Below are 25,164 nucleotides of genomic sequence, written 5' to 3'. Positions count from 1 at the left end.
TAGGCCAAATTCATTTTTGTATCTTTATAGATTGATTATCAGACATTTTTATCTCCCTGAATTTTGAAGGCTATCATTTCACTGACTTGGTTCTCTTTGTTTTTACTCAATATCCAAGTTGGTTTTGAGCCAAATCAAGGATTTCATGAGGAGGAGTCTGGTTTTTTGATGAGAACCTTCAATGACCCAATGATACAAGGGCCGGATCAGCTTTGTAATGTTTTCGGTAGCGTATTGGGTACTTTTTCAGGAGGAGGAGATCCAGAAACAGATGTTTATCAGTGGACTATCTTAGGTCCAAGTGACCAAATCCTTTTTAACCGAACTGGTGGTTTTGAAGAAATCAGTTACACTTTTGGATTATTAGGGTCTCATAAAATACAATTGATTGTAAATCGTGGTGGGATTCAAATTTATGAGGAAGAAAAGGTAATTGAAGTATTAAAAGGACCGGATATCACGCTTAATCCGAGCTATCAAATTTGTAATGGACAGGTGCTTACAGTTGAGGCTATAAGTCCATCATCTGAAAACTTCTCCGAATATGAATTCGAATGGAGAGATGAATCTGGAACCATCATAGGAAACGAAAATTCACTTGATATTTCCTCTATAGGCAAATACGAAGTAACTTTTTTCTTTCCAAACTCATCTGGAAATCCAGAATGTACTACAACGGTTGAGACGGAGGTTAAAGAATTACCCTCAGTTTCTATACAAGCCTCAAAAACCAACTTGTGCCCCGGAGAAAGCATTAATTTCACAACTGACCCTCTTATTTCTGGAGATTGGTATATCCAAAAATCAGGCACATCGACTCCTACAAAAATTGGAACGGGGAATTCAATTACAGTTTCTGGTGGAGGGGCAATTAATGAACCTGGAGATTATGAAATTATTTTTAGGGTAGAAAACCCAAATAATCCTAGTTGTTCGCCTGAGGATACAGAGACAATTACATTCAATTTTCTTCCAAGCATTGAACTAGTTGAAGCCTTTGGTTCTTCAGGTTGTTTTATTCCTGACGGTGCATTACAGGTTAGAGCTTTAACAGATTTGGACTTTATTTCCATTGAAGGATTAGGCCAAGGTCAAGGGCCATTTAACTCAGGAGATATCATTGATTTTACAGGGCTTGAGTCTGGGGCGTATAGTCTTGTTTCACAATTGAATGGCTGTGTTTCATTATTTGGAACTGTTGTACCCTTATCAGACCCTCCTCCTGGACTTGAATTTGAAATTGAGAATATCGAACCAGAGATATGTACAGAAACCGGGAAAACCTTAGGGTCTTTTATTTTTCGGATGATCAATGGACCACTAGAAGGTTCTTACAGATTATTAAATTTTAGAGGTGAAGAAATATTCACTCGCTCCGCCTCAGGGCTAGAGTCTGAAAAAATTGAAATCGGAGGAGGAAAATATTTCTTTGAAGTTTTTAACGAGGATAGTTGTAAACTCCCAAAACGAGAAGAGTTCGAGGTCCCTGGCTTAAACCAGGTGAATTTTAATATACCGGCGAATTTAAATATATGCCAGTCTTATGACTTAATTCCTTCGAGTTCTCAAAACCTAGAATACACTCTTATCTTACCTGATGGTTCGGAAGTCACAAAAGCAGCGAATGAACCTTTCACTTTAACCGAAGCGGGTGAGTATAGCATGGTTGGCCGACTAGCTGGTCAAGGAGATCTTTGCCCCTTGTTGAAAACTTTCAATGTAACATTGGTTGATCCTGTAGATTTCGAACCCAAATTGATTGATCAGGATTGTTTTGGGAACATGACCTATGAGGCAGACATTAATGGAAGAGACCCTAGTACTGTTAAATTCCGCTGGTTTGACGAAAACGATCAACTAGTTGGAACAGGTCAATTTTTAAACCCCACTAGCTTTGGGAATTTCAAACTCGATGTACAGCCAGCAAATAGTCAGGCATGTCCAATTCCTCCTGTAGAATTTGAAATTAAGGAACCAATTCTAGAGGTCGAAGTTTCACTTGAATCAACCAAGCTATGTGAATATGGGCCAAGGGCAATCCTTGATTTATCATCCACCTTTCCTGAAGAAATAACGGATATCGAGTGGAGACGGTATGATTTTGATGGAAATATTGAGGATTTGCCTCAATTCACCAACCAAACCCAAATCATAGTCGATGCAGAAGGCGTTTATGAAGCTGCAGTATTCAGCCGAATTCCATCAATAAATAAAGACTGTGAGTTAGGAAGATCAACCCTTCGAGTTGACCTAATCCCGGATAAAGTACCTTTTGATATTCCGGGCGATCTTTCTATTTGTGATCCCTATGAGCTTATCCCTGATAACAATGGAAACCTTGAATTCCTCCTTACCTTTCCTGATGGGAAAGAAGAAATCAAATCTACGGGTGAGGCATTTACTTTGGATCAGGAAGGTGAATATATCCTTTTGGGATATGATACAGATATTTCAGGCCCACTCTGCCCAGAGCAGAAAATATTCAATGTAAGAATAAACCCTCCAGTAGAGTTTGAACCTATTTTGATCAACTTGGACTGCAATGGAGTCTATGAATATCAGGCTGACGTTAGCAATTATCTGGCTGACCAAGTCGACTATTTCTGGAGAAATGCAAATGGAGATCTTTTATCAACTGAACAGACATTTCTGTCGGACCAATACGGAGATTTTACCCTTGAAGTTCAACCTTCGGGCTCGATCGCTTGTAACATCAATCCAAAGGAATTTAATCTACCACAACCGGTATTATCTATCCCTACTGAAATAATAGCAGAAACACTCTGCCCAGATCAACCTGACGCTGCTCTTAGACTTGAGGCAGATTTGGAACAAGTACAAACTATTGAATGGTGGTTTACCGATCTCAGCAATAATACTTCCCAACTCAACCAAAACAACAAAACCGAAATCTTAGCAATTGAGGAAGGGAATTATGAAGTTAGGTTATACAACCGGTTTGGTTGTGTCATTGGAAGAGATGAAAATTTTGTCATAAGAAGTACTGACCAATTTAGACCCGAGGTTAAGGATTCTTATAAAATATGTCCTCGATTAGATTTAGGACCTCAAATAAATCCCGGAAACTTCGCGTCCTATGAATGGTATTTTGATGGACAAGTAGTTTCTACGGCAAGTACCTTTAAACCTTCCCAAATTGGACAATATGACTTGGTGGTTACAAGCGCTGAAGGCTGTGCCTATGCCACAAGTTTTGTAACAGAAGAAGAATGCGAGTTGCGTGTTCAATTCCCAACTGCCATTACACCCGAGGATCCAGAAAAACCATTTTTGATTTATACCAACTACTTGGTTGATGAACTGGAGTTATGGATTTTTAATCAATGGGGTGAATTGATTTTTCACTGTCAAAATACCGAACTAATAACTGAAGAATCCACCTGTATTTGGGATGGGTATTATAGAAGGAAAAAAGTACCAAACGGTGCTTATTCTATCCGAATTGATCTAGTAAACTACGAGAAAAATATTCACAAAACTCAGTTTGGATCTTTAATGGTTATTGACTGATAATTAATTCAGTTAATGGAACATTTTTTGCAATAGCCGAATTGTCAATGTAATTAGTAAGTACTCCAAACTTACTCATCACCCTAAAAAAACAATTACTTGCAAGCCTTTGCTCAGTTTTCATTTAAGGAGATTGAGATCAAACTAGTTTGGACAATTTTCTTGATTTTGGCTTTTATTCCATCTGGGCAAAACAAGAATATCGATTCCTTTCCCCTCTTTGAGTCTCATACCTTTGTAGATCCTCAACTTATAGGACCTGAAAATCTCTGTATTGTTTTTGGGGGTGTAATCGGGACTTTTAGTGGAGGTGGAGATCAAGGAGACGTATATACTTGGAAGGCTATTGACCCAAATGGCAATGAATTTTTTAATAGAACTGGCGGTGGAGCCCCTTTTGAAAATGTTAAAATATCATTCAATGAAATTGGGTTATACCAAGTCAGATTGAGTGTAAGAAGAGGAACTCAAATAATTTATCAAGAATCACAGACTGTTCAAGTTCAAAAAGGGCCCGAATTAGAACTAAAACCAGATTATCTTCTATGTGGAAGCAATCCTGTAGAACTCACAGCAATAGATCCATCGACTCCAAACCTCAATCAATATACCATCATTTGGAGAGATTTAGGAGACAATGTGGTTGGAAACGGAAATAGTATTTCCGTAAATAAAGAAGGCTATTATAAAGTTGAGTTTTTTCAGACTAGTAGTTCTGGGTCAGCTGAATGTGTTGTTAATGGATCTACTTATGTGGGCCCATCCCTGGATTTTAAAATAACTCTGTCCCAGCCTACACTTTGTCAAGGTGAATCTCAAAAACTTGGTTTGGACACACCAATTTCAGGAGATTGGCTATTGATAAGACCAGGAAATAACACTCCAGAATCCCTTGGATCTGCATTTGAAGTTAATCTTGAGAGTGAAGAAATACAGGAGACAGGAACTTACACAGTGATTTTTTCAGCAATAGATGAAAATTATCCTGATTGTAGGTCAGAACGAAAAACAACTTTCGAAGTCCGTGAAAAGCCTGAAATTAATATCCAGATTTTGGAGAAACCAGACAATTGTTCTGAACCAAACGGCTCTTTTTTGATATCAGCTCTATCTGACCTTGATTCTGTAAGAATAGTCGAACTTGATTATTTAGAGACCAATTTAGGTACTGGAAATAGCATTTCCTTGTCTAACCTAAATCCTCAAGTCTATACCATTCAAGCCTATAGTAACCTTTGTAAGGTTACCACATTACTTGATCTAGATACCAAAAATCCCCCAATCACAAATTCAAGCACACAAGATTTTTTTGAGCCGAATTATGAAATCACAGCAGAAAGCTGTACCGAAAATGGTGTTAAACCCGGAGTCCTTACACTCCAATTTCAACAAGGCCAAGTAAATGGAACTATTCGTGCTTTATCTCCTGGGTTTGGAGAAGTTCAAGCCGATAATATTACAGCTCAGGACCAAGTTCAATTTACGCTTTCAGGGGGCACATATTTGATTGAATTGAAAATTGACGGGTGCACCTATCCAGTTCGGGAAATTACAATTCCATCTCTACCCCAAGTCAATTTCAGTAACCCGGGGAAAATCAACATTTGTGAGCAATTTGAGCTGATTCCCGAAACAAATGAAAACCTAACCTTCACATTAATTGATCCTGATGGGCTTGAAGAGTCTCGGCAAAAAGGAGAATCATTTGTACTAACAAAAGAAGGGACTTATAGATTAATTGGAGAAAGTAATGAGGCCAATGGCAATTGCCCTCGAGAAATTAACTTTGAAGCTACCCTTTCTGATAAAATTCAATTTGACCTGGAATTATTCGAAGAGGATTGTTTCGGTAATCAGGTATATCGTGTAATCGTTGAAAATTTTGACATCTCCAAAACTTCAATCCGATGGATCAATGATCAGGGAGAAATTGTCGGAAGAGGAGAGTATTTCTACCCTACCGCATTGGGTGATTATACGGTAACGGCCCAACCATTAGCAAGCGGCTTCTGTGAAGTAACTCCTATTCCTTTTTCAATTCTACCTCCGGTCCTATCAGTTCCAGTGGACTTAATTGCCACCAAAATTTGTCCTGATCCTGGCACTGCCATTGTAACGCTAGACACTCAAGAAGAAGAAGTGGATCGAGTGGAATGGATTTTTTATGATGAGAATAATAATAGGGAAGATCTCATCCAATTTGAAAACCTTTTTGAGATTGAAATAGATCGACCTGGAAATTATGAAGCGGTTGTATATAATAAGATTGGTTGTGAAATAGGCCGAAATTTTATTCCCGTAGAAAATAGCACCTTATTAACTGAGCCAAATCTGGAAGATCGATATGCCATCTGCTCAAAACCAAATTCCTATCCGGGAATCGATCCGGGCTCTTATGCTTTGTATGAATGGTATTTTGAAGGACAATTAATTTCTACTACGCCTATTTTCAAACCTGACCAGGTTGGAGAATATACCCTCATAGTTACCACCGCAGACAATTGTGTCTTCTCAGATAATTTCGAGACTTACGATGCCTGTAACTTCCAGGTGATATTTCCTGATGCTATGGTCATTGGTGATCCAAATCGGGATTTCAGGGTAATAGTCAATGAAGGAATCACCGAAGCAGAACTTTTTATTTTCAATAGGTTTGGAGAATTGGTCCATCACGATATCACTCAAGAAATCCCAATCGAATATCCTTTTTTTAATTGGGACGGAACTTCAATCAACGGAAGAAAAGCACCGATTGGGACCCTTGCTGTTTTGCTAATTGTCAGAAATTCAATCTATGGCTTTGAAGAAAAAATCACTGGTTCTCTTCTGGTGATTGATTAGCCAGTGAAATTTTTATAACTGGAAAAGTCAGAATGCAATATTTTTCCTATTTTGACAGCTTTCAATCGAATGCATTATCAATCCTAATCCAAAAAAACCTAAATCTATGACGCAAAACATCAACCGAACCGCGCTTTTCAATGCCAGCTGTCTGGCCTTGATTACCACCGCATTCACCTTTGCCATTCGTGCGGGTATCCTTCCCCAGCTTGGTGAAGACTTCGGACTAACTGCTGAGCAGTTGGGCTTTATAAACTCCATGTGGTTCCTAGGCTTTCCGATATCCATGATTTTGGGTGGTCTTTTTTACCACAAACTTGGCCCAAAAGTCATCATGAACATCGCCTTTGTCACCCACACTATCGGTATTTTGATGACAATTTATGCAGGTGGTTATACTACTCTATTGATCTCCACTCTATTTATTGGTTTTGGAAATGGATGTACAGAAGCAGCTTGTAATCCTATGATTGCAGACATGTACACTGGAGTAAAAATGAATAAAATGTTGAACCGCTTCCACATGTGGTTCCCTGGAGGTATCGTTTTAGGATCCTTGATCTCCAAGTTTATGACTGATGCCGGAATGGGATGGCAGCCACAAATTTGGGTAATGATGATCCCTACTATTGCCTACGCGGTATTGTTCTTTGGAAAAGCATTCCCTAAACCACATGTAGAAGCAGCTACTTCTATTTCAAGTAACATCAAGGCAATGATTAGCCCGCTTTACATCTTCTTGTTTATCTGTATGTCTATCACTGCGATCACCGAATTCGGTACTCAACAGTGGGCAAATGTGGTATTGGATAGCTCAGGAGCAAGTGGTATGTTAATTTTGGCTTTGACTACTGGTGTAATGGCAGTAGCACGGTTTTTCGCAGGACCAGTTGTTGGCAAATTGGGACAAACCGGTGTTCTTCTCAGCGGTGCGGTTTTAGCGGCTATTGGAACATACATGTTTAGCGTTGTAACTGGTCCAGTTGCCTATGTTGCTGCCGTTGTATTTGCTTTGGGTGTGGCTTATTTCTGGCCAGTAATGGTAGGTGCAGTTGCTCAACGAGTTCCTCTAAGCGGTGCTTTGGGAATGTCGATTATTGGTGGCGTGGGAATGTTCTCTACTGCAATTTGGCAGCCAATCATTGGTAGCTGGATTGACTCAGCAAGAGCGACCAATGTGGCAGAAGGGCTTTCTGGAGCACAATTGGAATTAGCAACTGGACAAGAGACGCTTCTAAAGCTCACCATGTTCCCTTCCATTCTAATTGTCCTATTTATAATCCTGTTTATCTGGCAAAAAGGAAGTAAACCTGCATTATCTTCAGCAGGTCACTAAAAATAAGATGCAGCCTTCGGGCTGCATTTTTTTTTAATTATTGACAGGAATAACTTTCGTATTCGTCTTTAAAAAGCGACCAAATTTTCCCATCCTCATCGCGATAAGTAAGCACCTCGGTTCGGATACTAATTTCAATCGTATGGGGAGTTTCTATGAGTGTTCCATCAACCAAGGTGATGGTACAAGGCCCTTTGATTTTTTTGACATCTACCAGGCCAATATCCTGTAGCCAACTTTCACACCCGGCAAGGATAAATAAAAGTGACCCAAAACAAAAAAGTCTAATGCCTCTCATAAAGCTTAATTTGATACCAAAGTAACCACATTGGTTACAAAAAAAAAGCCAAATTAAATTGGAGAAGAATTTAAAAACTGACCTTGAAGCCTCTTAAGGACATATTTGAGGACGAGACAAAGCAACAAAAAAAGCCCAACCGTATAAGTTGGGCTTTTGTCTTTGTGACCTCGTCAGGATTCAAACCTGAAACCTCCTGAGCCGTAATCAGGTGCTCTATTCAGTTGAGCTACGAGGCCGAAAGCGAATGCAAAGGTATTGAATATCGTTTTGTTTTCAAATATCACCTTCAAGCTTTTTTTTAATACAAAAAATTTCCTCCAAGGAGACTTAAGAATTATTAAGAGCAAAAGCAGGTTAAATCCTTTGGGATTTTCTATTTTTGCCCGCATTAGCATGGAGATTTGTTGCTTTTCAATGATTAAAGGCCAATCAAAATAATTGGTGCGGTGACAACAAAGTTTCCTTTGATCGCTAAAAAAGAATACTATCAAATGAAAAAACTATTCGGATTATTACCACTTCTATTCCTGATCCACTTTGTACAGGCCCAAGAAACCAAAACTCCAAAAGTACCAATCGGAGGTCGTCCCAATATCCCTTCTGACCTTAAGGTAGAGTTCGGTTTTAATGTATTGAATAATAGACCTGCAGATCTTAGTACTGGATTTTTCGGATCAAGAACACTCAATATTTATTACCAGCACCCAATCTCAATTTTCGGAGAAACATCTGGAGTGACATTTAATCCGGGTTTTGGAATTGGAACAGATAAGCTTGCTTTTAATGACGAAAAAAACCTTTTCAATGACCCTGAAAAAGGACCCGAATCCAGTCAACTTTTAGAGCTTACAGAAGTTTTTGGAGATGATATTCAAGTGAATAAAAACACCTTTGCGCTTAGCTACTTTGAAGTACCATTGGATTTCACATATCACTTCAACAAAACCAATTATTACAAAGGATTCAAATTGACTTTTGGTGGTAGAGTTGGCTTTCTTTACAATGCCCACAGCAAAATCAAATTTGAAGATGAAGATGGGGTAAGTCGAAAAATCAAAGACTCCCAAAATTATGGATTCGAAAAAATCCGATACGGCTTATCATTGAAAGCGGGTTCACCTGGTTTTTATGTTTGGAGCTACTTTGGTCTAAATCGACTTTTCCAAGAAAATCAAGGTCCCTTCGACAACAGGGCTGCTCAAATCAGTTTTGGTGTCGCGGTTAACTTATTCTAATTATTCACCGGGTCAAAAGCCCGGTTTTTTTATGACCAAATCCATTGGAATCCAAAATAGCAACTCAAGAATCCAAAAATAAATCCTACATAAACCTCCAACGGCTTATGCGCATTTAAAAACAATCGTGAAGATGCGACCCCTCCCGATAAAAAGATAGAAAGTAATAGTGGGTACAGGGATTGAAAATTGGAAAATCGGAATCCTAATACCAAAACTAAGGCGACTAAACCTCCTACCCCGGTCATATGAGCTGACATTTTCCAGAAAATAGTCACTATAGTCAAAATCACCACAACTCCCGAAATCAAAGCCATGGTTTCCCAAATTATCGGATCGAGTTCCGAAATCCGATGCATAAAAAAGGTCGTCAATAAAAAATAAATGCTGGTAACCGAAAAAGGAATCATTCGATCTTTGGTGGTGTGCATGTGAAGACTTTTGACAGTCCCACTCAACCGAAGACCGAAAATAGTCAACATAGGAATAACCAATGTAGACATCAGAATCAGGTAAAAAATTCGAGTCTTAAATTCAAAAGGGACGCTAGTGGATTCCGGTACGCCAAAAAGAATCAAACCAAATACCATCATTGGAATGATCAGGGGCTGGAAAACAACAGAAATTACTAATGAACTGATTTTCCCCACTACAACTCTTTTCTTAATCTCGCCACCGGAATCTGTAACTGCTCTCGGTATTTGGCGACGGTTCGTCTTGCGATATTGTATCCTTTTTGATTAAGTAATTTCACCAATTTATCATCTGATAGTGGCCGCTTTTTATCTTCTTGGTCAACCATACTCTGCAAAACAGATTTGACCTCTCGGTTACTTACATCTTCCCCACTGTCAGTAGATATTCCTTCAGAGAAGAAATATTTTAAAGGATAAACGCCAAATTCTGTTTGGACCGCTTTACTGTTGGCCACACGAGAAACAGTGGAGATATCCATATCGATTTTCTCTGCAATATCCTTCAAAATCATCGGACGCAAATTCGTCTCATCCCCATCCAAGAAAAATTCGCGCTGATATTGCACGATAGCTTCCATAGTCTTTAGCAAGGTATTCTGACGCTGCTTGATAGCATCGATAAACCATTTTGCTGCATCCAATTTTTGCTTGACAAAGGTTACCGTTTCCTTCAGTTTTTTATCCTTCTTATCAGACTTATCATACGCATCAAACATTTCCGCGTAAGAACGGGAAATCCGAAGTTCAGGAGCATTTTTTGAATTCAAGGAAACCTCTAATTTCCCGGAATTATTGGTCAAAATAAAGTCCGGAATAATATACTGCGTTCGGACCAAACCGTCTGAAGTTCCTCCTGGTTTAGGATTAAGTCGGGTAATTAGATTTACCGCTTCTTTTGTCTCCTCTTCTGTCAGGTCACATTTACGCTGAATTTTGGAATAGTGCTTTTTCGTAAACTCATCAAAACAATCATGAACAATCCTAAGCGCATTCTGCACATCTGGATCATCAGGATGTTCCTTCCGCTCTAACTGGATCAAAAGACATTCTTGGAGGTTTCGAGCTGCAATTCCTGCTGGATCGAAATTTTGGATTTTCACCAGAATCTCCTCCAATTCATCAATATCGGTTTCTATATTTTGGCTGAACGCTAAATCGTTGATAATCGCTTCTAAATCCCGGCGGATATAGCCATCGTTTTCGATACTTCCAATCAATTGCTGACCGATCAATTTCTGCCGATCATCCAGTTTCAAAAAGTTCAATTGCTGGATCAATTGCTCATGCAGAGAGGCTTGAGAGGAAATTGGAATTTCCCGATCTTCTTCATCCGGATTGTAATTCCCATCACCTTGCATTTTGTACCCACTGTATTCCTCATCGAGATAATCATCCAAATTGATATCCCGATCCTCCATAGGCACATCTTCCTCATAGTTATCCTCAAAGGTATCTTCTTGAGAGGATTCCTCTTTTTCTTCCCTTCCCTCTTCTAAGGCGGGATTAATTTCCAACTCTTCCTCTATTCTAGCATCCAATTCTGCAGTAGGTACCTGCAGCAATTTGATAAACTGGATTTGCTGAGGAGAAAGCTTCTGAGAAAGCGTCTGACTAAGATTTAACTTCTGCATTTTGGAAATTTAGAACCGATCCTATGGGTTTAAAAAAAGCTTTTTCAATGGAAAAAGCCTTGAATTCAAAGTTAGGAAAAACGCGCAAATTTTTGATAAAAAGCTTATTTAATCGTTTTTTTGCAAACCCTTTTAGCGAGCAGGAATGCTCAAATGAATTTTAATCAACGCAATCATGGCATTTAACAACCGGGTCAAAATCAAATCTTTACTGGAACAGCCCCTAATCGGAGCTGAAGTCACTATCATGGGCTGGGTGCGAACCAAGCGTTCAAATAAAAATGTGTCCTTTATCGCTTTGAATGATGGCTCCATCATCACCAATTATCAAGTAGTGGCTGACCCGAATGTGATTTCGGAAGAAATCCTTAAAAAATGCAGCACAGGAGCTTGTTTGAAAGTAAATGGCACCATCGTGGAATCCCAGGGTGCTGGACAAGCTGCAGAATTGCATGCCAGTTCTATCGAAGTGCTTGGTGAAGCAGATCCTGAAAAATATCCACTGCAGCCTAAAAAGCACTCTTTGGAATTTCTTCGTGAAATCGCCCATTTGAGGATACGTACCAATACTTTCAGTGCGGTTTTCAGAGTCCGCCATGCCTTAGCCTATGCGGTACATAAGTATTTCAATGACAAAGGTTTTTTCTACATCCATACCCCAATCATTACCGCTTCCGATGCGGAAGGGGCAGGAGAAACTTTCAAAGTAACCACTCTTGAAATTGGTAATCCTCCACGAACTGAAGATGGAGCTGTGGACTTCAAGCAGGATTTCTTTGAGCGGGAAGCCAATTTGACGGTATCCGGCCAACTTGAAGGTGAATTAGCGGCTTTGGCTTTGTCTGAGATTTACACTTTCGGTCCTACATTCCGTGCCGAAAATTCAAATACCACTCGTCACTTGGCTGAATTCTGGATGATTGAGCCTGAGATGGCGTTTTATGACGCTGAGGATAATGCGGATCTAGCCGAAGATTTCTTGAAGTATTTGATCAGATATGCACTTGAAAACTGTGAGGATGACCTCAAGTTTTTGGAAGCTCGGTTACTAGATGAGGAAAAGTCCAAGCCAGCAGATCAACGCTCAGAAATGGGACTGATTGAAAAGTTGAAGTTTGTTGCTGACAATGATTTTGTTAGAATCACCTATACAGAGGCGATCGATATTTTGAGAAATTCAAAACCAAATAAAAAGAAGAAATTCCAATACCTGATCGAGTCTTGGGGAGCTGATTTGCAATCTGAGCATGAGCGTTATTTGGTAGAAAAGCATTTCAAAAAACCAGTGATCTTAACTGATTATCCAAAAGAAATCAAAGCTTTCTACATGCGTCAAAATGAAGACGGAAAAACGGTAGCAGCTATGGATATCCTTTTCCCTGGAATCGGTGAAATCATCGGTGGATCACAGCGAGAGGAGCGAATGGACAAATTGGTTCAACGAATGGAAGAAATGGACATTCCTACCGAGGAAATGTGGTGGTTCTTGGATACTCGACGATTTGGTTCTACCCCACATGCAGGTTTTGGACTAGGTTTCGAGCGAATGGTTCAATTCGTAACCGGTATGGGCAATATTCGGGACGTAATTGCCTTCCCAAGGACTCCTGGAAACGCAGAGTTTTAAATCGAATCCCCGGCCAATCGGTCGGGGATTTTTTTATGCTGATTCCGGAAATATGGATACTTTGGAAGTATCTGGACATTCCTCTAAAAGTTGGTGAATGGTTTTCCCAAAAACAGGATGAACAAGCTCAGGAACAATATCCATCAAAGGTTCCAATACAAACCGTCGGTTTGCCATTTCTGGATGTGGAATTTTTAATTCCGGTAAATCAATAACCACATCATCCCAAAACAAAATATCGATATCCATTGTCCGATCGCCCCATCTGATCTGACGCTTTCTTCCCATATTTTTTTCAATCTGCTGGAGATGTTTTAAAAATCTCAATGGCCCCAACTCTGTTTCAAGAATTAATGCTTGATTTAAAAATGCTTCTTTTGCTACTCCACCCCATGCCTCTGTCGTGAAAATTCGGGATTCTTTAACCAATTTACCTAAACGACCTATGGCAGCTTTTGCATTGTCCAGTAGTTTCTTTCGATCTCCCTGATTACCTCCCAAAATCAAAACAACTTCATGAACCATTTTTGCTTTTAAATTGATTTTCAATACTAGATCAAATTAAGCTATTTTAGCCCCATAAATAAATTCATTATGAAATTCTTAGGAAACGTTTTAGCAGTAATTGTAGGTTTGGTTATTTTCAGCATCCTCAGTTTTCTGCTGTTTTTTGGACTAATTGGCATCATAGCAGCATCAGGAGAAAAAGAGGTAAAGGTTCAAGAAAACTCTATTCTTCACCTAAATCTCAATGGTCGGATTATAGTAGAGCGAACATCCGAAGACGACCTCGATCTTGGGCCGTTGGGAAATCCCTTTGGAGGCGTACTCCAAGCTGGCATGGTTAATTTGAAAAAGGCCATCCGAGAAGCAAAAACCAATGAAAACATTCAAGGGATTTACCTGAATTCAGGTTTGGTGATGGCTGGACAAGCTAATTTGTTGGAGCTTCGTGAAGAACTCGAAAGTTTCAAAGAATCAGGAAAATTCATTATTGCATATGATGAAGCCTATTCAGAAGGTGGATATTACCTGGCATCGGTTGCAGATGAGGTTTATCTGAATCCCATGGGCGCAGTTGATTTTAATGGCTTGGCTTCAGAGGTAATTTTCCTAAAAGGCTTTTTCGAAAAAGTAGGAATCGAACCAGTTGTATTTCGGGTAGGTGAATTTAAAAGTGCGGTAGAGCCATTCATATTAGACAAAATGAGCCCTGAAAACCGCCTTCAGACTGAGTACTTTTTAGAAGACATCAATCAAAATATGATTCAAGCGGTTGCTGAATCCAGACAAGTTTCCTTAGACAGCATGCAATTGATAAATGATCAAATGTTAGTTCGAAGAGCTCAGGATGCTGTAGATTTTCACTTGGTAGACAAACTGACTTATGAAGATGAAGTTCATGCCATTCTTCGAGAAAAGTTAGGCTTGGAAGAGGATGATGAAATCCGAACAATTAATGCAACAAACTTGGGTTCAGTTGCTAAAAGTCAAAATCTAACTTCAAGAAACCGGATTGCGGTGATTTTGGCAGAAGGTGAAATTGTAAGTGGTAGTTCGGATGGGGTAATCAGCTCAGATAAATTTGCCAAAGAAATCCGAAATGCTAGAAAAGATGATAATATCAAAGCCATCGTTCTTCGGGTAAATTCTCCGGGCGGATCCATTTTAGCTTCCGAAGTAATTTGGAGAGAAATGAATGAGGCTAAAAAAGTAAAACCAGTCATCGTTTCCATGGGAGAAGTTGCCGCCTCAGGTGGTTATTACATTTCCGCCCCGGCTGATACCATTGTCGCACAACCTAATACCATCACCGGATCCATCGGGATTTTTGGACTCTGGTTTAATGTGCAAGAACTCATCAATGATAAGTTGGGAATAACAACTGATGTGGTCTCTACTGGAGAACTATCAGATTTCATGAATGTAGCCCGGCCAATTACGGAAGTAGAAAGAACCATCATGCAAAACTCAGTAGAGGAAGGGTATGAAACTTTTATCTCCCGTGTAGCAGAAGGAAGAAATATGAGCCCAGAAGCTGTAAAAGAGGTAGCATCTGGAAGAGTTTGGACAGGAAATCAGGCGAAGGAAAGAGGGTTAGTTGATGTTTTGGGTGGTTTGGATACAGCAATTGAAATTGCTGCCGCAAAAATTGATGCAGGAGATGACTTTCGTGTGATTTACTATCCACAGCCAAAACCTTGGTTTGAAAAATTGATGGAGGATTTGTCAGATAATGTTCAAACCAAAATCCTCCAAGCACGGCTTGGCGAACTTTATCCAGCTTATCAAAATTTAGAAAAGGTCAAAAACTTCGAAGGCATCCAAGCCCGAATGCCTCAGGAAATAAGAATTAAATAAAAAGAGCATTCAAAATTTCATGTCACATTGAGTGAAGTCGAAATTCCTTTCAATTATGGAAAAGGCTTCGACTTCGCTCAGTCTGACAAAATAAAATGACTAGAAACGCTTCTTTTTTAAACTTTTTGCAACAGGACAAGCCAAGCTTTTTTCACGTCTCCTGCTTCTAAAACCTCCTGAGCATAGCGATGCAAATGATCGATCCAACTTGCTCGATCATTTTGGAATCGGACTCGCATTTCTTCAATTACTGGGCTTTTTCCAAAAGCTGAAACTTCTTCGTCAGTTGGCAGGCTTTCTACATTCCCTAATCTTCCCAAGTTATTTCCGGTCAAAACAGGGCTATTTCGAATTTCATCCGGGATCTGATCAACACCAATCCCCATCGTACTCAAAGGCTTGGGAATTTCAAAAAGGCATGGCCCATTTGTACGGGAATACCAATTCCCTCCCAATCTTGCCACAAGATCCAGCTTGTGCGGATCAATCACTCCTTTTTCATTGAGGATTTGTTCATCCACATGAACACAAAGCACTTCACAGATCACCAAGTTTCCTGATCCTCCACTTTCCCCTAAAGGCTTTACTTCATTCACTTTACATTCAAAAGAAACACGTGCTTCTTTGATTCGAGGAGGTTTTACATGAGTTGAAGGAATTGGTGTAAATCCTGCCTTCACAAACTCATCTACTCCTTTTGGATATTCAGTACTTGCCAAAGACATCTGCTCCACCATACCATAATGAACCACATGAATAACCACCTCCGGAACTTCATAAACATTCTCCAAAGTATGCTTGGTGGTATTATCCCTAACCCGACGAGATGGGGAAAAAATCAAAATAGGCGGATTAGTGCTAAATAAATTAAAAAAACTAAAGGGGCTCAAATTCACATTTCCATCCCCATCAATCGTACTAGCAAAGGCAATAGGCCTCGGCGCAATACTGCCCTGCAACAAAGCATGAAACTCAGGAATGGGTAGATCTTTTGGGTATATTGTCTTCATTAGCTTTTCTTTTCTTCAAATTAAAGGTCATTTTTAAATGATAAACAAAAAGAACCGCAATAGTTCCATGAAGAATCTCACAAATAGTCTCAAAATCGCTTTTTTGGTACTTGCCTTCACTTCCATTTCCTCTTATGTATTTGCCCAGACTCATCAAATAGCTACTTTCAATATTCGATGGGATAATCCAAATGACGAAGGAAACCTGTGGAAAGACCGACTCCCACATGTAGCCGCATTGATTCAATTCCATCAAATCAGCCTTTTTGGAACACAGGAGGGACTAAACCATCAAGTCAATCAGCTGAAAGATGCATTGGGCTATGATTACTTGGGAGTAGGACGAGACGACGGAGCAGAAAAAGGTGAATACACGGCGATATTTTTTGATCCTGAACTATACAAGCTTCATGAGCAAGGAACTTTTTGGCTGTCTCCTACTCCTGAGAAACCAAGCAAAGGTTGGAATGCAGCACTAAATCGAATCTGTTCTTGGGGAAAATTTGAAGATTTGGAAGGAAATCAATTCTATGCGTTCAATATCCACTATGATCACATTGGACAGCAAGCCAGAGAAGAAAGCAGCAAATTGGTTATCCAAAAGATCGCCGAAATCAATTCTGAAAATCTGCCCGTAATTTTAATGGGAGATTTTAATGTAACCCCAGACAATCCTGCCTACACTACCATCACCCAATCCCCAGATTGGAAAGATGCTCGCTTGATTTCCAAAATTCCATCCTATGGTCCAAGAGGAACTTTTACGGGATTCGATTGGGAAATACTCCCGGATGGAATTATCGACCACATATTTATCAATGGAGCTATCCAAGTGAATCGTCATGGGATTTTGAGCGATAATTATGGAAAAAAATATCCTTCGGATCACTTTCCAGTTATGGTAGAGATTGAATTTTAAAAATACATAAAAGCAAAAAAGCCCCAAATGGGGCTTTTTTTATGAATTCATCAACTCTTCGATTTCCTCCACTTCAATTGGGATATTCCGCATAAGGTCAAAATAGCCATCCTCCTGAATAACAATGTTATTTTCTAATCGAACCCCCAAGCCCTCTTCTTGGATATAAATACCCGGTTCCACCGTAAAAACCATTCCCGTGGTAATTGGGTAATGCATTGTTCCCACATCATGCACATCAAGCCCCAAATGATGGGACGTCCCATGCATAAAATATTTCTTATAAGCTGGCCAATTCGAATCTTGATTTTTGATGTCGGTTTGATCAATCAAGCCCAAACCTAAAAGCTCTGACTGCATAATCAGACCAACTTCTTTATGATAATCCTGAATAGTCACTCCAGGTCTTAGGATATTCATAGCTTCTCGTTGAACACGTAAAACGGCATTGTAAACTGCCTTTTGTCTTTCTGTAAAACGACCACTTACCGGAATGGTCCGGGTCATATCGGCATTGTAATTTCCATATTCCGCTCCCACATCCATCAACAATAAATCACCAGCCTGACATACTTTATTGTTTTCGATATAGTGTAAAACACATGCTGCAGCACCCGAAGCGATTATCGGTTCATAAGCAAATCCCTTACTTCTAGATCGCACAAATTCATGCAGATATTCAGCCTCTATATCATACTCAGTTACACCCGGTTTTACGAAATTCAAAATTCTTCTAAACCCCTTCTCCGTGATATCACATGCAATTTGTAATTGATCAATCTCCTCTTGCTCCTTCACTCCTCGAAGTTCATGCATTACTGGAGCTAAGCGCTCGTATTCATGAAGCGGGAATCTTTCCTTACAAGATTTGATAAATCGTGCATCTCGTGTTTCGACAACAACTCCGGCACGGAGGTGCTCATTTGTATTGAGATAAACTCGCTCAGAAAGAACCATCACCGAATTAAAAATCAACTCGAAATCAGAAAGCCAATGGATGTTTTTGATTCCAGATGCTACCTCAGCTTCCTCTTTGGTGTATTTATGTCCTTCCCAAATCGCAATATGCTCATTAGTCTCGCGAAGAAATAAAACTTCCCTCCAAGCTGGATTAGGACAGTCAGGAGCAATCAGCAAAATAGTTTCCTCCTGATCGATCCCACAGAGATAAAACAAGTCATTGTTTTGACGAAACTTCATTGTGCCATCAGCATTGGTTGGCATAATGTCATTGGAATTAAGAACTGCAACTGAGTTTTTCGCAAGTTTTTGCACCAATTTGGCTCGGTTTCGAATGTAGAGTTCAGCAGGAAGTGGCGTATATTTCATGTTCTAATTTTATTTTAAATTGAATCAAGTCTCGGTTAGAAAATTGTTTTCTTTGTAGAACCGGAGATTGAAATTGAGATAATCTTCTCAGTATTCCAAAAGACTTTGGAAAGTTGATTTTTGGTAGGTAAAAAAAGCTATGCATCAAGTAAAAGAACTTGCCAATGGCATTCGGATCGTCCATCAGGAAGTCAGTCACACCCGATTGGTTCACTGTGGATTTATCTTAAATATTGGTAGTCGAGACGAGACAAAAGAACAGGAAGGCTTAGCTCATTTTTGGGAGCATATGGCATTCAAAGGCACCAAAAAGCGGAAGACGTTTCACATTTTAAATAGACTGGAATCTCTTGGCGGAGAGCTCAATGCATACACTACCAAAGAAAAAATCTGCTTTTATGCGTCTGTCTTAAAAGATCATTATACCAAGGCTGCAGAGTTACTCTATGACATTACGTTCAACTCAACTTTTCCCGCTAGAGAAATCGAAAAAGAACGCCAAGTGATCCTGGAAGAAATGGCTATGTATCGGGATTCTCCGGATGACTCCATTCAGGATGAGTTGGATGCCTTAGTCTTTGAAAATCATGCCCTAGGCAGGAATATTTTGGGAAATGAAGAAACTGTCGGGAGATTCACTCAGCAGGATTTTTTTGATTTTATCGCAAGCCGACTCGACACTTCTCAAATTGTTTTTTCCATAGTAGGGAATATTTCATTCTCAAAAGCATTACGGGCAATTGAAGGGATGCTTTCAGAAATTCCATCTAAGCGGACGCTTTACATCCGAAGTGGTTTTAAGGATTACCAAGCAAAAACGGAACAGGTCAAGCGAGACATAACCCAATCACTTTGCGGAATGGGAAGACCGGCTTTTTCCCTTCACGACCCGAAGCGATACAAGCTTTTTCTCCTCAACAATATTCTGGGAGGTCCCAGCATGAATAGCCGTCTTAATATGGCACTTCGGGAAAAGCATGGCCTCGTTTATAGCATTGAATCCAGTTACCAGCCTTTTTCGGATATAGGTTTCTTTGGGATATTTTTTGGAACTGAGGAGAAAACCCTCGAGAAGGCTAAAAAAATCGTTCGAAAAGAGCTCAATAGATTGAGAGAAAAAAAATTAGGCACTCTTCAGCTTCATATGGCAAAGGAACAAGCCATGGGACAAATGGCTATGGCAGAGGAAAACTATGCTGCGCTAATGCTAGTGTTTGGCAAAAGCCTTATCGATCATGGAAAGATAGATCCATTGGAGCGGATTTTTGAACAAATCCGCATGACCACTGCAGAAGAACTTCAAGAAATTGCAAATGAAATTTTTGATCCCAACCAGATCACGGATTTGACTTATTTACCCAATTAATCATGGAATTCATCGATCCTGAATTATTGGCCTATTGCGAAGCCCATACTAGCTCGGAAGACCCCATTCTTCAGAAAATAACAAGGGAAACCCAAGCCAAGGTATTGATGCCTCGCATGCTTTCAGGTCCTCTTCAAGGAAAAATTTTGGAATTATTGGTCAAAATGCACCGACCTAAAATCATTCTTGAAATAGGTACCTATACCGGCTATTCGGCAATTTGCTTAGCCAAGGGATTAGGAGAAACCGGGAAACTCATCACGCTAGATATCAATGATGAATTGGAAGATCGGGTTCGGGGATTTTTTGAAGAAAGTGGACTGAGTGAAAAAATCGACTACCGATTAGGAAATGCACTTGACTTGATTCCTCAACTGGAAGGAGAGTTTGATTTTGTATTTATCGATGCAGACAAAGAGAATTACCTAGCCTATTACGAATTGGTAATTGATCGCGTACCGACAGGAGGAGTAATTTTAGCTGATAATGTTCTTTGGTCGGGAAAAGTCTTACCAAAAGGCCGTAAAAAACTGGACAAAGACACGGCTGCAATTTTAGAATTCAACCAGTTTGTCCAAGATGATCCGCGCGTAGAAAACTCCTTGATCCCAATTCGGGATGGAATTATGATGGCTAGAAAGCTCTAATCGGATTTTAGGAATCATTTTTGCAACAGGGTGAGGCAGTAAAATTCTTACCCTGAAAATGAAGATTATTTCCAGACTCGCTTTTTCGATTTTTCTCTTAATTAGCCTTTTTGGGGAGGTATTAGCCCAAATCCCTCAGGTACCCGCCGAGATGGAATTTGCGGATATGATCATCCGTATTAATCCTCAGGCTCGACGAGAAATCCAACTTGATGTGGATGCCTTGTATCGAAGCCCCAAACATTTTCAAATAAAGCTCGATCGGGTCAGACTTTACATGCCTTTTGTAGAGCGTGAGTTTCAGGCTGTAGGGGTTCCTTTGGATTTGAAATATTTAGTCATTCAGGAGAGTGGATTGATTGCTGATGCCGTTTCGACATCCAATGCTGTTGGTTTTTGGCAGTTTAAACAAGGAACCGCAGAAGAAGTATTTCTTCAAGTAGACCGCCAAATTGACGACAGAAAAAATATTGTCAATTCTTCCCGAGGTGCGGCTCTTTACCTTAAAAAACATAATGCTAGCTTCGACAATTGGATGTGTGCACTTGTCTCCTATCAGATGGGATTGGGGGGTGCAAAGGCCTATTTTGGCAATAAATACAATGGAAAAAGAATCGTAGATATAGATCGAAATTCCCATTGGTACTTCAAAAAATTTCTCGCTCACAAAGTAGCTTTTGAGAATCAATTGACAGTTTTTACCAGCTCTGGCAGTCCAAGATTAGTTGAGGTAAAAGTCCAGGGGCCGACTAGTCTTTCAGCCCTGGCTCAAAAATACAAGGTTTCCGAGGACCACTTGCAAGAGATGAATAAGTGGACTTCCAATGGAAAAATTCCAGCGGGAAGAGCCTACTCGGTAGTGTTTGTCAGCAACGATGAGATTGACTTCAAAACAGCTATCGTCGAGAAGAACAAACCAAACAATACAAATACAGGATCTACTCCAAAATATAGTACTGCCAACTCCTACCCTCGAATAGCTGGAAATACTAGCAAGGCATCACAACCTGATCAAATCACAGTCAATGAGCTGGATGGGGTACAAGCTAACAAAACAACTACGCAAGCGAATTTTGCTGATCAAATAGGAATCAAGGAGAAAAAATTCCGTCGCCTAAATGACTTGGAAGCAGGAGAGCGAATTGAAGCTGGAGAATACTATTATACAGAAAAGAAAAAAGCTAAAGCTGAAGTTGCCACTCACATTGTCCAACCAGGTGAAACGCTTTGGAGTATTTCCCAGAAGTATGGAATTAAGCTTTCCTCTCTAAAGGCTAAAAACCGAATTCGAAGAGATCAGGATTTGAAAGCGGGGATGGTACTTAATCTTCAAGAACACCGAAAAAGAGGAGAAGATATTCCAATTGTTCCTATCCAATCTGGGTCAAGGGACGTTGTGGCGAAAAACAATACGGCCCCAACTCCTTCAAGGACAGTTCAAGCTTCAAACTCATCACAAGCAAGCTCCCAATCTGGGTCAAGTCTTACACATGTTGTTTCTCCAGGAGACACCCTTTATGCGATCAGCAAAAAATATGGGGTTTCCGTAGAACAAATAAAAACCTGGAACCGTATCGGCAACCAAAACATCATTAGCGTAGGGCAGAAATTAACTATCTTCAAGCCCTGATTCCAGCCTGTTTCAAAACTATGAGCAGATTTCTATTTTTTTTAGGCCTTATTTTTATGGGGCTTGGGGGAAAGCTACTCGCCCAAGACAGGCAGATTATTCCCGATACGGTGTTGATCAATGGGGATACCTTACTCATGATTGGTGACTCCTTATTGATTGAAGAGCCGGTAAAGGAAATATTTTGGAAAACAGGAGGAAATTACAACCTGAATATCCAACAAGTTACCCTTAGTAATTGGGCGGCAGGGGGTGCTTCCTCTTTTGCCTTGAATTCAGGAATTTCACTTTTTGCGAATTACAAAAAAGACAAAAAAGTCTGGGATACGCAGCTGACCATTAACCTTGGTTTTAACAGACAGTCTGACCGTGATTATCAGACCCGAAAGACCAATGACAACTTTGTCTTTGTGAGTAATTATGGACGGGAGCTTTCGGAGGTCTATTACTTATCGACCCAGATAGATGCAAGAACTCAGTTATTAGAAGGTTTTAAATATTCAAGACCTTCAGGAAGTGAAAACGATATACGTACAAAGATTTCTGATTTACTTTCTCCTGGCTATGTTCAATCCTCTACCGGTTTGAATTATCGGAAATCCTACGAGGATGGCAGTAAAATCTCATTGATTCTTTCTCCATTCACAGGGCGATTCACCATTGTCATGAATGATTCCCTGAGCAATGCTGGAGCATTTGGTGTGACTCCTGGAGAGAATGTCCGGGCTGAGGCAGGGATGTCACTTGCCACTTCGATCAATGGATTCCAACTGATGGAAAATATAACCTGGAAGGCTGATTTGAACCTTTTCTCGAATTATGAGCGATTTGGAAATCTTGTGGTCAATTTCAATTCAGTCATTCGAATGAAAGTGAATAAATACATTTCCACCCGAATTGAGACGGCAATTATTTATGACGAGGAGGTATTTATAAAACAGGATAACGGTACTTCAAAACAGGCTGTCCAACTCCAAAATCTGGTCAACTTCGGGATATCGCTCGACTTTTAGAAGTCTGTATCTAGCTCAAACTTCTTTGCCAATTCCATCAAAGCAGGATGCTTTTTGATCAGGAAATTCATCTTATCCCGATCGGTATATAATTTTTGATGAGTTTCTTGAATTTCCTCTTTCACTTCCAAATGAACAGTGAAAGAATTCGCTCCAGTTAATTTCCGAATTAAACCAACCAACTCAGGCTTCATTTTTTCAGCTATTTCCTCCTGTACCGAACCTATCACTTCAATCACCAGGTCCCCATCCTTGACTTTAATCGGTTGTTGAAGAATTGCTAATTCGAGATTCTTGCCAAGATTTTTGAAATGAGATAAAATTTCTGGCAGATTCCTTTCCAGTAAATCTTGAGTAAGAACTTGGACAGAAGTAGTAGGAATCAATTCTACCGGAGCTTCCTCCGTTTTCTTGGCTTCAGGCTTGGCTAAAATTTCCTCCTTCTTGAGAAACTTCTTTGCCTGCCCTAAATTGGTTGGGACGGAAATAGTCCTTTGAACAGGAGTAGTTTTGGTGTGGATTTCGGTGGAAGCTGGAGTCTTTTCCGTTTGCTGAGATGTTGACTCAGATTTTAGATTTTTTTTTTTGACTCCTCCACAGCAAGCGCAGCTAATTGGAGAGCAGATGGAATCTTGGCCATTTTCATCAAAGCCAATTCCACATGCAAGCGCTGATTTTTGCTGGCTTTATAATGAATATCACATTGATTAGCCAGATTAAGTGCAGAAAGTAAAAAGGATTGACTTGCCTGTTTGGACTGCTCCAAATATCGGGCTTTTACCTCATCGGATACTTCCATCAAGTCTATGGTACTTTCATCCTGAGATACTAGCAAGTCCCTAAAATGCTCAGAAAGCCCAACAATGAAATTATGTCCATCGAACCCGTTTCTGAGGATTTCATCAAAAATCAACAAGCTTTGTGAGATATCTCCAGCCAATAAGGCGTCTACTACCTTGAAATAATAGTCGTAATCAAGAATATGCAGATTGGAAATTGTCTCTTGATAAGTAACCTTTTTCCCAGCTGAATAGGTAACAATCAAGTCAAAAATAGAAAGGGCATCCCGAAGAGCTCCATCTGCTTTTGCAGCAATCAGTCGAAGCGCTTCTTCCTCATAATCGACGTTTTCTTGACTTGCGATGTATTGGAGGTGCTCCGTAATATGCTTTACCTGGATCCGGTTGAAATCAAAGATTTGACAACGAGAAAGAATGGTAGGAAGAATTTTGTGCTTCTCGGTAGTGGCCAAAATAAATATTGCATACTTCGGCGGTTCTTCCAGCGTCTTCAAAAAGGCATTGAAGGCACTTGCTGAAAGCATGTGAACCTCATCAATGATATAGACTTTGTATTGGCCTTTTTGAGGGGCATATCGTACTTGCTCTACCAAATTCCGAATATCATCCACGGAGTTATTCGAAGCAGCATCGAGCTCGTAAATATTAAAGGAAGCGTTATTTTGGAAGGAAACGCATGACTCGCAAGTACCGCAGGCCTCCTGATCTTCTCCCCGATTTTCACAATTAATGGTTTTTGCCAAAATACGGGCACAGGTGGTTTTCCCCACACCTCGAGGGCCACAAAACAAGAAAGCTTGAGCTAAATGGTTGTTTTTGATTGCATTCTGAAGTGTAGTGGTGATATGCTGTTGCCCTACTACACTTTTGAAATTATCAGGTCTGTATTTACGTGCCGAAACGACAAAATTTTCCATCGCTGCAAGATATAAAAATCTCTTTGATTGGGGTGAAAATTGAAAGATTGAAAAATTAGAAAATTGGAAGAATTAGGTTGGGGGGTGGTAAAGTTGCAAAGTTGGAAGGTAATAATGTAGAAAGGAAAATGTCCTTGCAATAAGAATTCCTATAGATTTTGTCCCATTCTTTTTTCTTTTTGCTTGATGCTAGA

General features: G+C 39.9%; 19 protein-coding genes and 1 tRNA gene. 11 read left to right on the top strand and 9 right to left on the bottom strand.

The features are described 5' to 3' along the window. Positions 1 to 63: 63 nt before the first annotated feature. The 3 genes from NY014_RS14760 (at position 64) to NY014_RS14750 (ending at position 7,708) form a co-directional block, all read left to right on the top strand. Positions 64 to 3,531 carry a gliding motility-associated C-terminal domain-containing protein gene (locus tag NY014_RS14760; RefSeq protein WP_259415317.1) on the top strand — a complete coding sequence of 1,156 codons (3,468 nt, stop codon included), beginning with the start codon at positions 64 to 66 and terminating at the stop codon, positions 3,529 to 3,531. Between the two features lie 99 nt (positions 3,532 to 3,630). Then, positions 3,631 to 6,372, top strand: coding sequence for a hypothetical protein (locus NY014_RS14755; RefSeq protein WP_259415316.1), 2,742 nt, complete (start codon positions 3,631 to 3,633; stop codon positions 6,370 to 6,372). Positions 6,373 to 6,478: 106 nt separating this feature from the next. Then, positions 6,479 to 7,708 carry an MFS transporter gene (locus tag NY014_RS14750; protein WP_259415315.1) on the top strand — a complete coding sequence of 410 codons (1,230 nt, stop codon included), beginning with the start codon at positions 6,479 to 6,481 and terminating at the stop codon, positions 7,706 to 7,708. A gap of 37 nt (positions 7,709 to 7,745) precedes the next feature. Here NY014_RS14750 and NY014_RS14745 read toward each other — a convergent pair whose 3' ends face one another. Together NY014_RS14745 and NY014_RS14740 are read right to left on the bottom strand one after the other, a co-directional pair. Continuing rightward, complete coding sequence (locus NY014_RS14745; RefSeq protein WP_259415314.1) at positions 7,746 to 8,006, bottom strand: YgdI/YgdR family lipoprotein; 261 nt, start codon at positions 8,004 to 8,006, stop codon at positions 7,746 to 7,748. 165 nt (positions 8,007 to 8,171) lie between these two features. Beyond that, positions 8,172 to 8,245 (bottom strand) — tRNA-Arg (locus tag NY014_RS14740). Between the two features lie 255 nt (positions 8,246 to 8,500). Between NY014_RS14740 and NY014_RS14735 the strand changes: the two genes are divergently transcribed. Then, the gene (locus tag NY014_RS14735; RefSeq protein WP_135075045.1) at positions 8,501 to 9,244 is read left to right on the top strand and encodes a porin family protein; all 744 of its coding nucleotides are present in this window, start codon (positions 8,501 to 8,503) and stop codon (positions 9,242 to 9,244) included. A 29-nt stretch (positions 9,245 to 9,273) separates the two neighbouring features. On the opposite strand, the gene NY014_RS14730 is transcribed toward NY014_RS14735, so the two are convergent. Both NY014_RS14730 and rpoN read right to left on the bottom strand, forming a co-directional pair. Further along, entirely contained in the window at positions 9,274 to 9,747 is a 474-nt protein-coding gene (locus NY014_RS14730; RefSeq protein ID WP_259415313.1) for a phosphatase PAP2 family protein, read from the bottom strand. Between the two features lie 146 nt (positions 9,748 to 9,893). Next, positions 9,894 to 11,351 (bottom strand): RNA polymerase factor sigma-54, encoded by a 1,458-nt coding sequence (gene rpoN, locus NY014_RS14725; protein ID WP_259415312.1) that lies wholly within the window; start codon positions 11,349 to 11,351, stop codon positions 9,894 to 9,896. A 175-nt stretch (positions 11,352 to 11,526) separates the two neighbouring features. Here rpoN and asnS point away from each other — a divergent pair, with 175 nt between their 5' ends. Further along, entirely contained in the window at positions 11,527 to 12,978 is a 1,452-nt protein-coding gene (gene asnS / locus NY014_RS14720) for an asparagine--tRNA ligase (RefSeq protein ID WP_259415311.1), read from the top strand. A gap of 33 nt (positions 12,979 to 13,011) precedes the next feature. Here the strand turns inward: asnS and folK are convergent, their stop codons facing one another. Beyond that, positions 13,012 to 13,527 (bottom strand): 2-amino-4-hydroxy-6-hydroxymethyldihydropteridine diphosphokinase, encoded by a 516-nt coding sequence (folK, locus tag NY014_RS14715; protein ID WP_259415310.1) that lies wholly within the window; start codon positions 13,525 to 13,527, stop codon positions 13,012 to 13,014. Between the two features lie 45 nt (positions 13,528 to 13,572). Between folK and sppA the strand changes: the two genes are divergently transcribed. Further along, positions 13,573 to 15,339, top strand: coding sequence for a signal peptide peptidase SppA (gene sppA / locus NY014_RS14710; RefSeq protein WP_259415309.1), 1,767 nt, complete (start codon positions 13,573 to 13,575; stop codon positions 15,337 to 15,339). Between the two features lie 116 nt (positions 15,340 to 15,455). Here sppA and NY014_RS14705 read toward each other — a convergent pair whose 3' ends face one another. Beyond that, positions 15,456 to 16,349, bottom strand: a complete 894-nt coding sequence (locus NY014_RS14705; RefSeq protein WP_259415308.1) for a flavin reductase family protein — start codon at positions 16,347 to 16,349, stop codon at positions 15,456 to 15,458. Between the two features lie 67 nt (positions 16,350 to 16,416). On the opposite strand from NY014_RS14705, the gene NY014_RS14700 reads away from it, so the two are divergent. Beyond that, the gene (locus NY014_RS14700; protein ID WP_259415307.1) at positions 16,417 to 17,268 is read left to right on the top strand and encodes an endonuclease/exonuclease/phosphatase family protein; all 852 of its coding nucleotides are present in this window, start codon (positions 16,417 to 16,419) and stop codon (positions 17,266 to 17,268) included. Between the two features lie 39 nt (positions 17,269 to 17,307). Here the strand turns inward: NY014_RS14700 and NY014_RS14695 are convergent, their stop codons facing one another. After that, entirely contained in the window at positions 17,308 to 18,597 is a 1,290-nt protein-coding gene (locus NY014_RS14695; RefSeq protein ID WP_259415306.1) for an aminopeptidase P family protein, read from the bottom strand. 139 nt (positions 18,598 to 18,736) lie between these two features. Between NY014_RS14695 and NY014_RS14690 the strand changes: the two genes are divergently transcribed. Genes NY014_RS14690 through NY014_RS14675 form a run of 4 tightly spaced genes read left to right on the top strand, consistent with a single transcriptional unit; the run spans position 18,737 to position 23,253 of the window. Beyond that, a complete protein-coding gene (locus NY014_RS14690) occupies positions 18,737 to 19,963 on the top strand; it encodes a M16 family metallopeptidase (RefSeq protein ID WP_259415305.1) in 1,227 nt (408 codons plus the stop codon). A gap of 2 nt (positions 19,964 to 19,965) precedes the next feature. Continuing rightward, a complete protein-coding gene (locus tag NY014_RS14685) occupies positions 19,966 to 20,610 on the top strand; it encodes an O-methyltransferase (protein ID WP_259415304.1) in 645 nt (214 codons plus the stop codon). Positions 20,611 to 20,668: 58 nt separating this feature from the next. Continuing rightward, positions 20,669 to 22,240, top strand: coding sequence for a LysM peptidoglycan-binding domain-containing protein (locus tag NY014_RS14680; RefSeq protein ID WP_259415303.1), 1,572 nt, complete (start codon positions 20,669 to 20,671; stop codon positions 22,238 to 22,240). Between the two features lie 20 nt (positions 22,241 to 22,260). Further along, positions 22,261 to 23,253 carry a DUF3078 domain-containing protein gene (locus NY014_RS14675; protein WP_259415302.1) on the top strand — a complete coding sequence of 331 codons (993 nt, stop codon included), beginning with the start codon at positions 22,261 to 22,263 and terminating at the stop codon, positions 23,251 to 23,253. On the opposite strand, the gene NY014_RS14670 is transcribed toward NY014_RS14675, so the two are convergent. Next, complete coding sequence (locus tag NY014_RS14670; RefSeq protein WP_259415301.1) at positions 23,250 to 23,639, bottom strand: hypothetical protein; 390 nt, start codon at positions 23,637 to 23,639, stop codon at positions 23,250 to 23,252. The genes NY014_RS14675 and NY014_RS14670 overlap by 4 nt on opposite strands. A gap of 185 nt (positions 23,640 to 23,824) precedes the next feature. Next, positions 23,825 to 24,970, bottom strand: a complete 1,146-nt coding sequence (locus tag NY014_RS14665) for a DNA polymerase III subunit gamma/tau (protein ID WP_259415300.1) — start codon at positions 24,968 to 24,970, stop codon at positions 23,825 to 23,827. Positions 24,971 to 25,164: the final 194 nt, after the last annotated feature.

Origin of the sequence: Algoriphagus limi (assembly GCF_024919275.1) — a bacterium.
Classification (GTDB): domain Bacteria; phylum Bacteroidota; class Bacteroidia; order Cytophagales; family Cyclobacteriaceae; genus Algoriphagus; species Algoriphagus limi.
The sequence above is the reverse complement of the archived record's forward strand: the minus strand, read 5'-3'. Positions and strand labels throughout refer to the sequence as shown.

Bases quoted from the DNA above. Each gene is read 5' to 3' on its own strand.
- NY014_RS14750 (WP_259415315.1), top strand. From the start codon at position 6,479: ATGACGCAAAACATCAACCGAACCGCGCTTTTCAATGCCAGCTGTCTG.
- NY014_RS14745 (WP_259415314.1), bottom strand. From the start codon at position 8,006: ATGAGAGGCATTAGACTTTTTTGTTTTGGGTCACTTTTATTTATCCTT.
- NY014_RS14735 (WP_135075045.1), top strand. From the start codon at position 8,501: ATGAAAAAACTATTCGGATTATTACCACTTCTATTCCTGATCCACTTT.
- NY014_RS14730 (WP_259415313.1), bottom strand. From the start codon at position 9,747: ATGTCTACATTGGTTATTCCTATGTTGACTATTTTCGGTCTTCGGTTG.
- rpoN (WP_259415312.1), bottom strand. From the start codon at position 11,351: ATGCAGAAGTTAAATCTTAGTCAGACGCTTTCTCAGAAGCTTTCTCCT.
- asnS (WP_259415311.1), top strand. From the start codon at position 11,527: ATGGCATTTAACAACCGGGTCAAAATCAAATCTTTACTGGAACAGCCC.
- sppA (WP_259415309.1), top strand. From the start codon at position 13,573: ATGAAATTCTTAGGAAACGTTTTAGCAGTAATTGTAGGTTTGGTTATT.
- NY014_RS14705 (WP_259415308.1), bottom strand. From the start codon at position 16,349: ATGAAGACAATATACCCAAAAGATCTACCCATTCCTGAGTTTCATGCT.
- NY014_RS14700 (WP_259415307.1), top strand. From the start codon at position 16,417: ATGAAGAATCTCACAAATAGTCTCAAAATCGCTTTTTTGGTACTTGCC.
- NY014_RS14695 (WP_259415306.1), bottom strand. From the start codon at position 18,597: ATGAAATATACGCCACTTCCTGCTGAACTCTACATTCGAAACCGAGCC.
- NY014_RS14690 (WP_259415305.1), top strand. From the start codon at position 18,737: ATGCATCAAGTAAAAGAACTTGCCAATGGCATTCGGATCGTCCATCAG.
- NY014_RS14685 (WP_259415304.1), top strand. From the start codon at position 19,966: ATGGAATTCATCGATCCTGAATTATTGGCCTATTGCGAAGCCCATACT.
- NY014_RS14680 (WP_259415303.1), top strand. From the start codon at position 20,669: ATGAAGATTATTTCCAGACTCGCTTTTTCGATTTTTCTCTTAATTAGC.
- NY014_RS14675 (WP_259415302.1), top strand. From the start codon at position 22,261: ATGAGCAGATTTCTATTTTTTTTAGGCCTTATTTTTATGGGGCTTGGG.
- NY014_RS14665 (WP_259415300.1), bottom strand. From the start codon at position 24,970: ATGGAAAATTTTGTCGTTTCGGCACGTAAATACAGACCTGATAATTTC.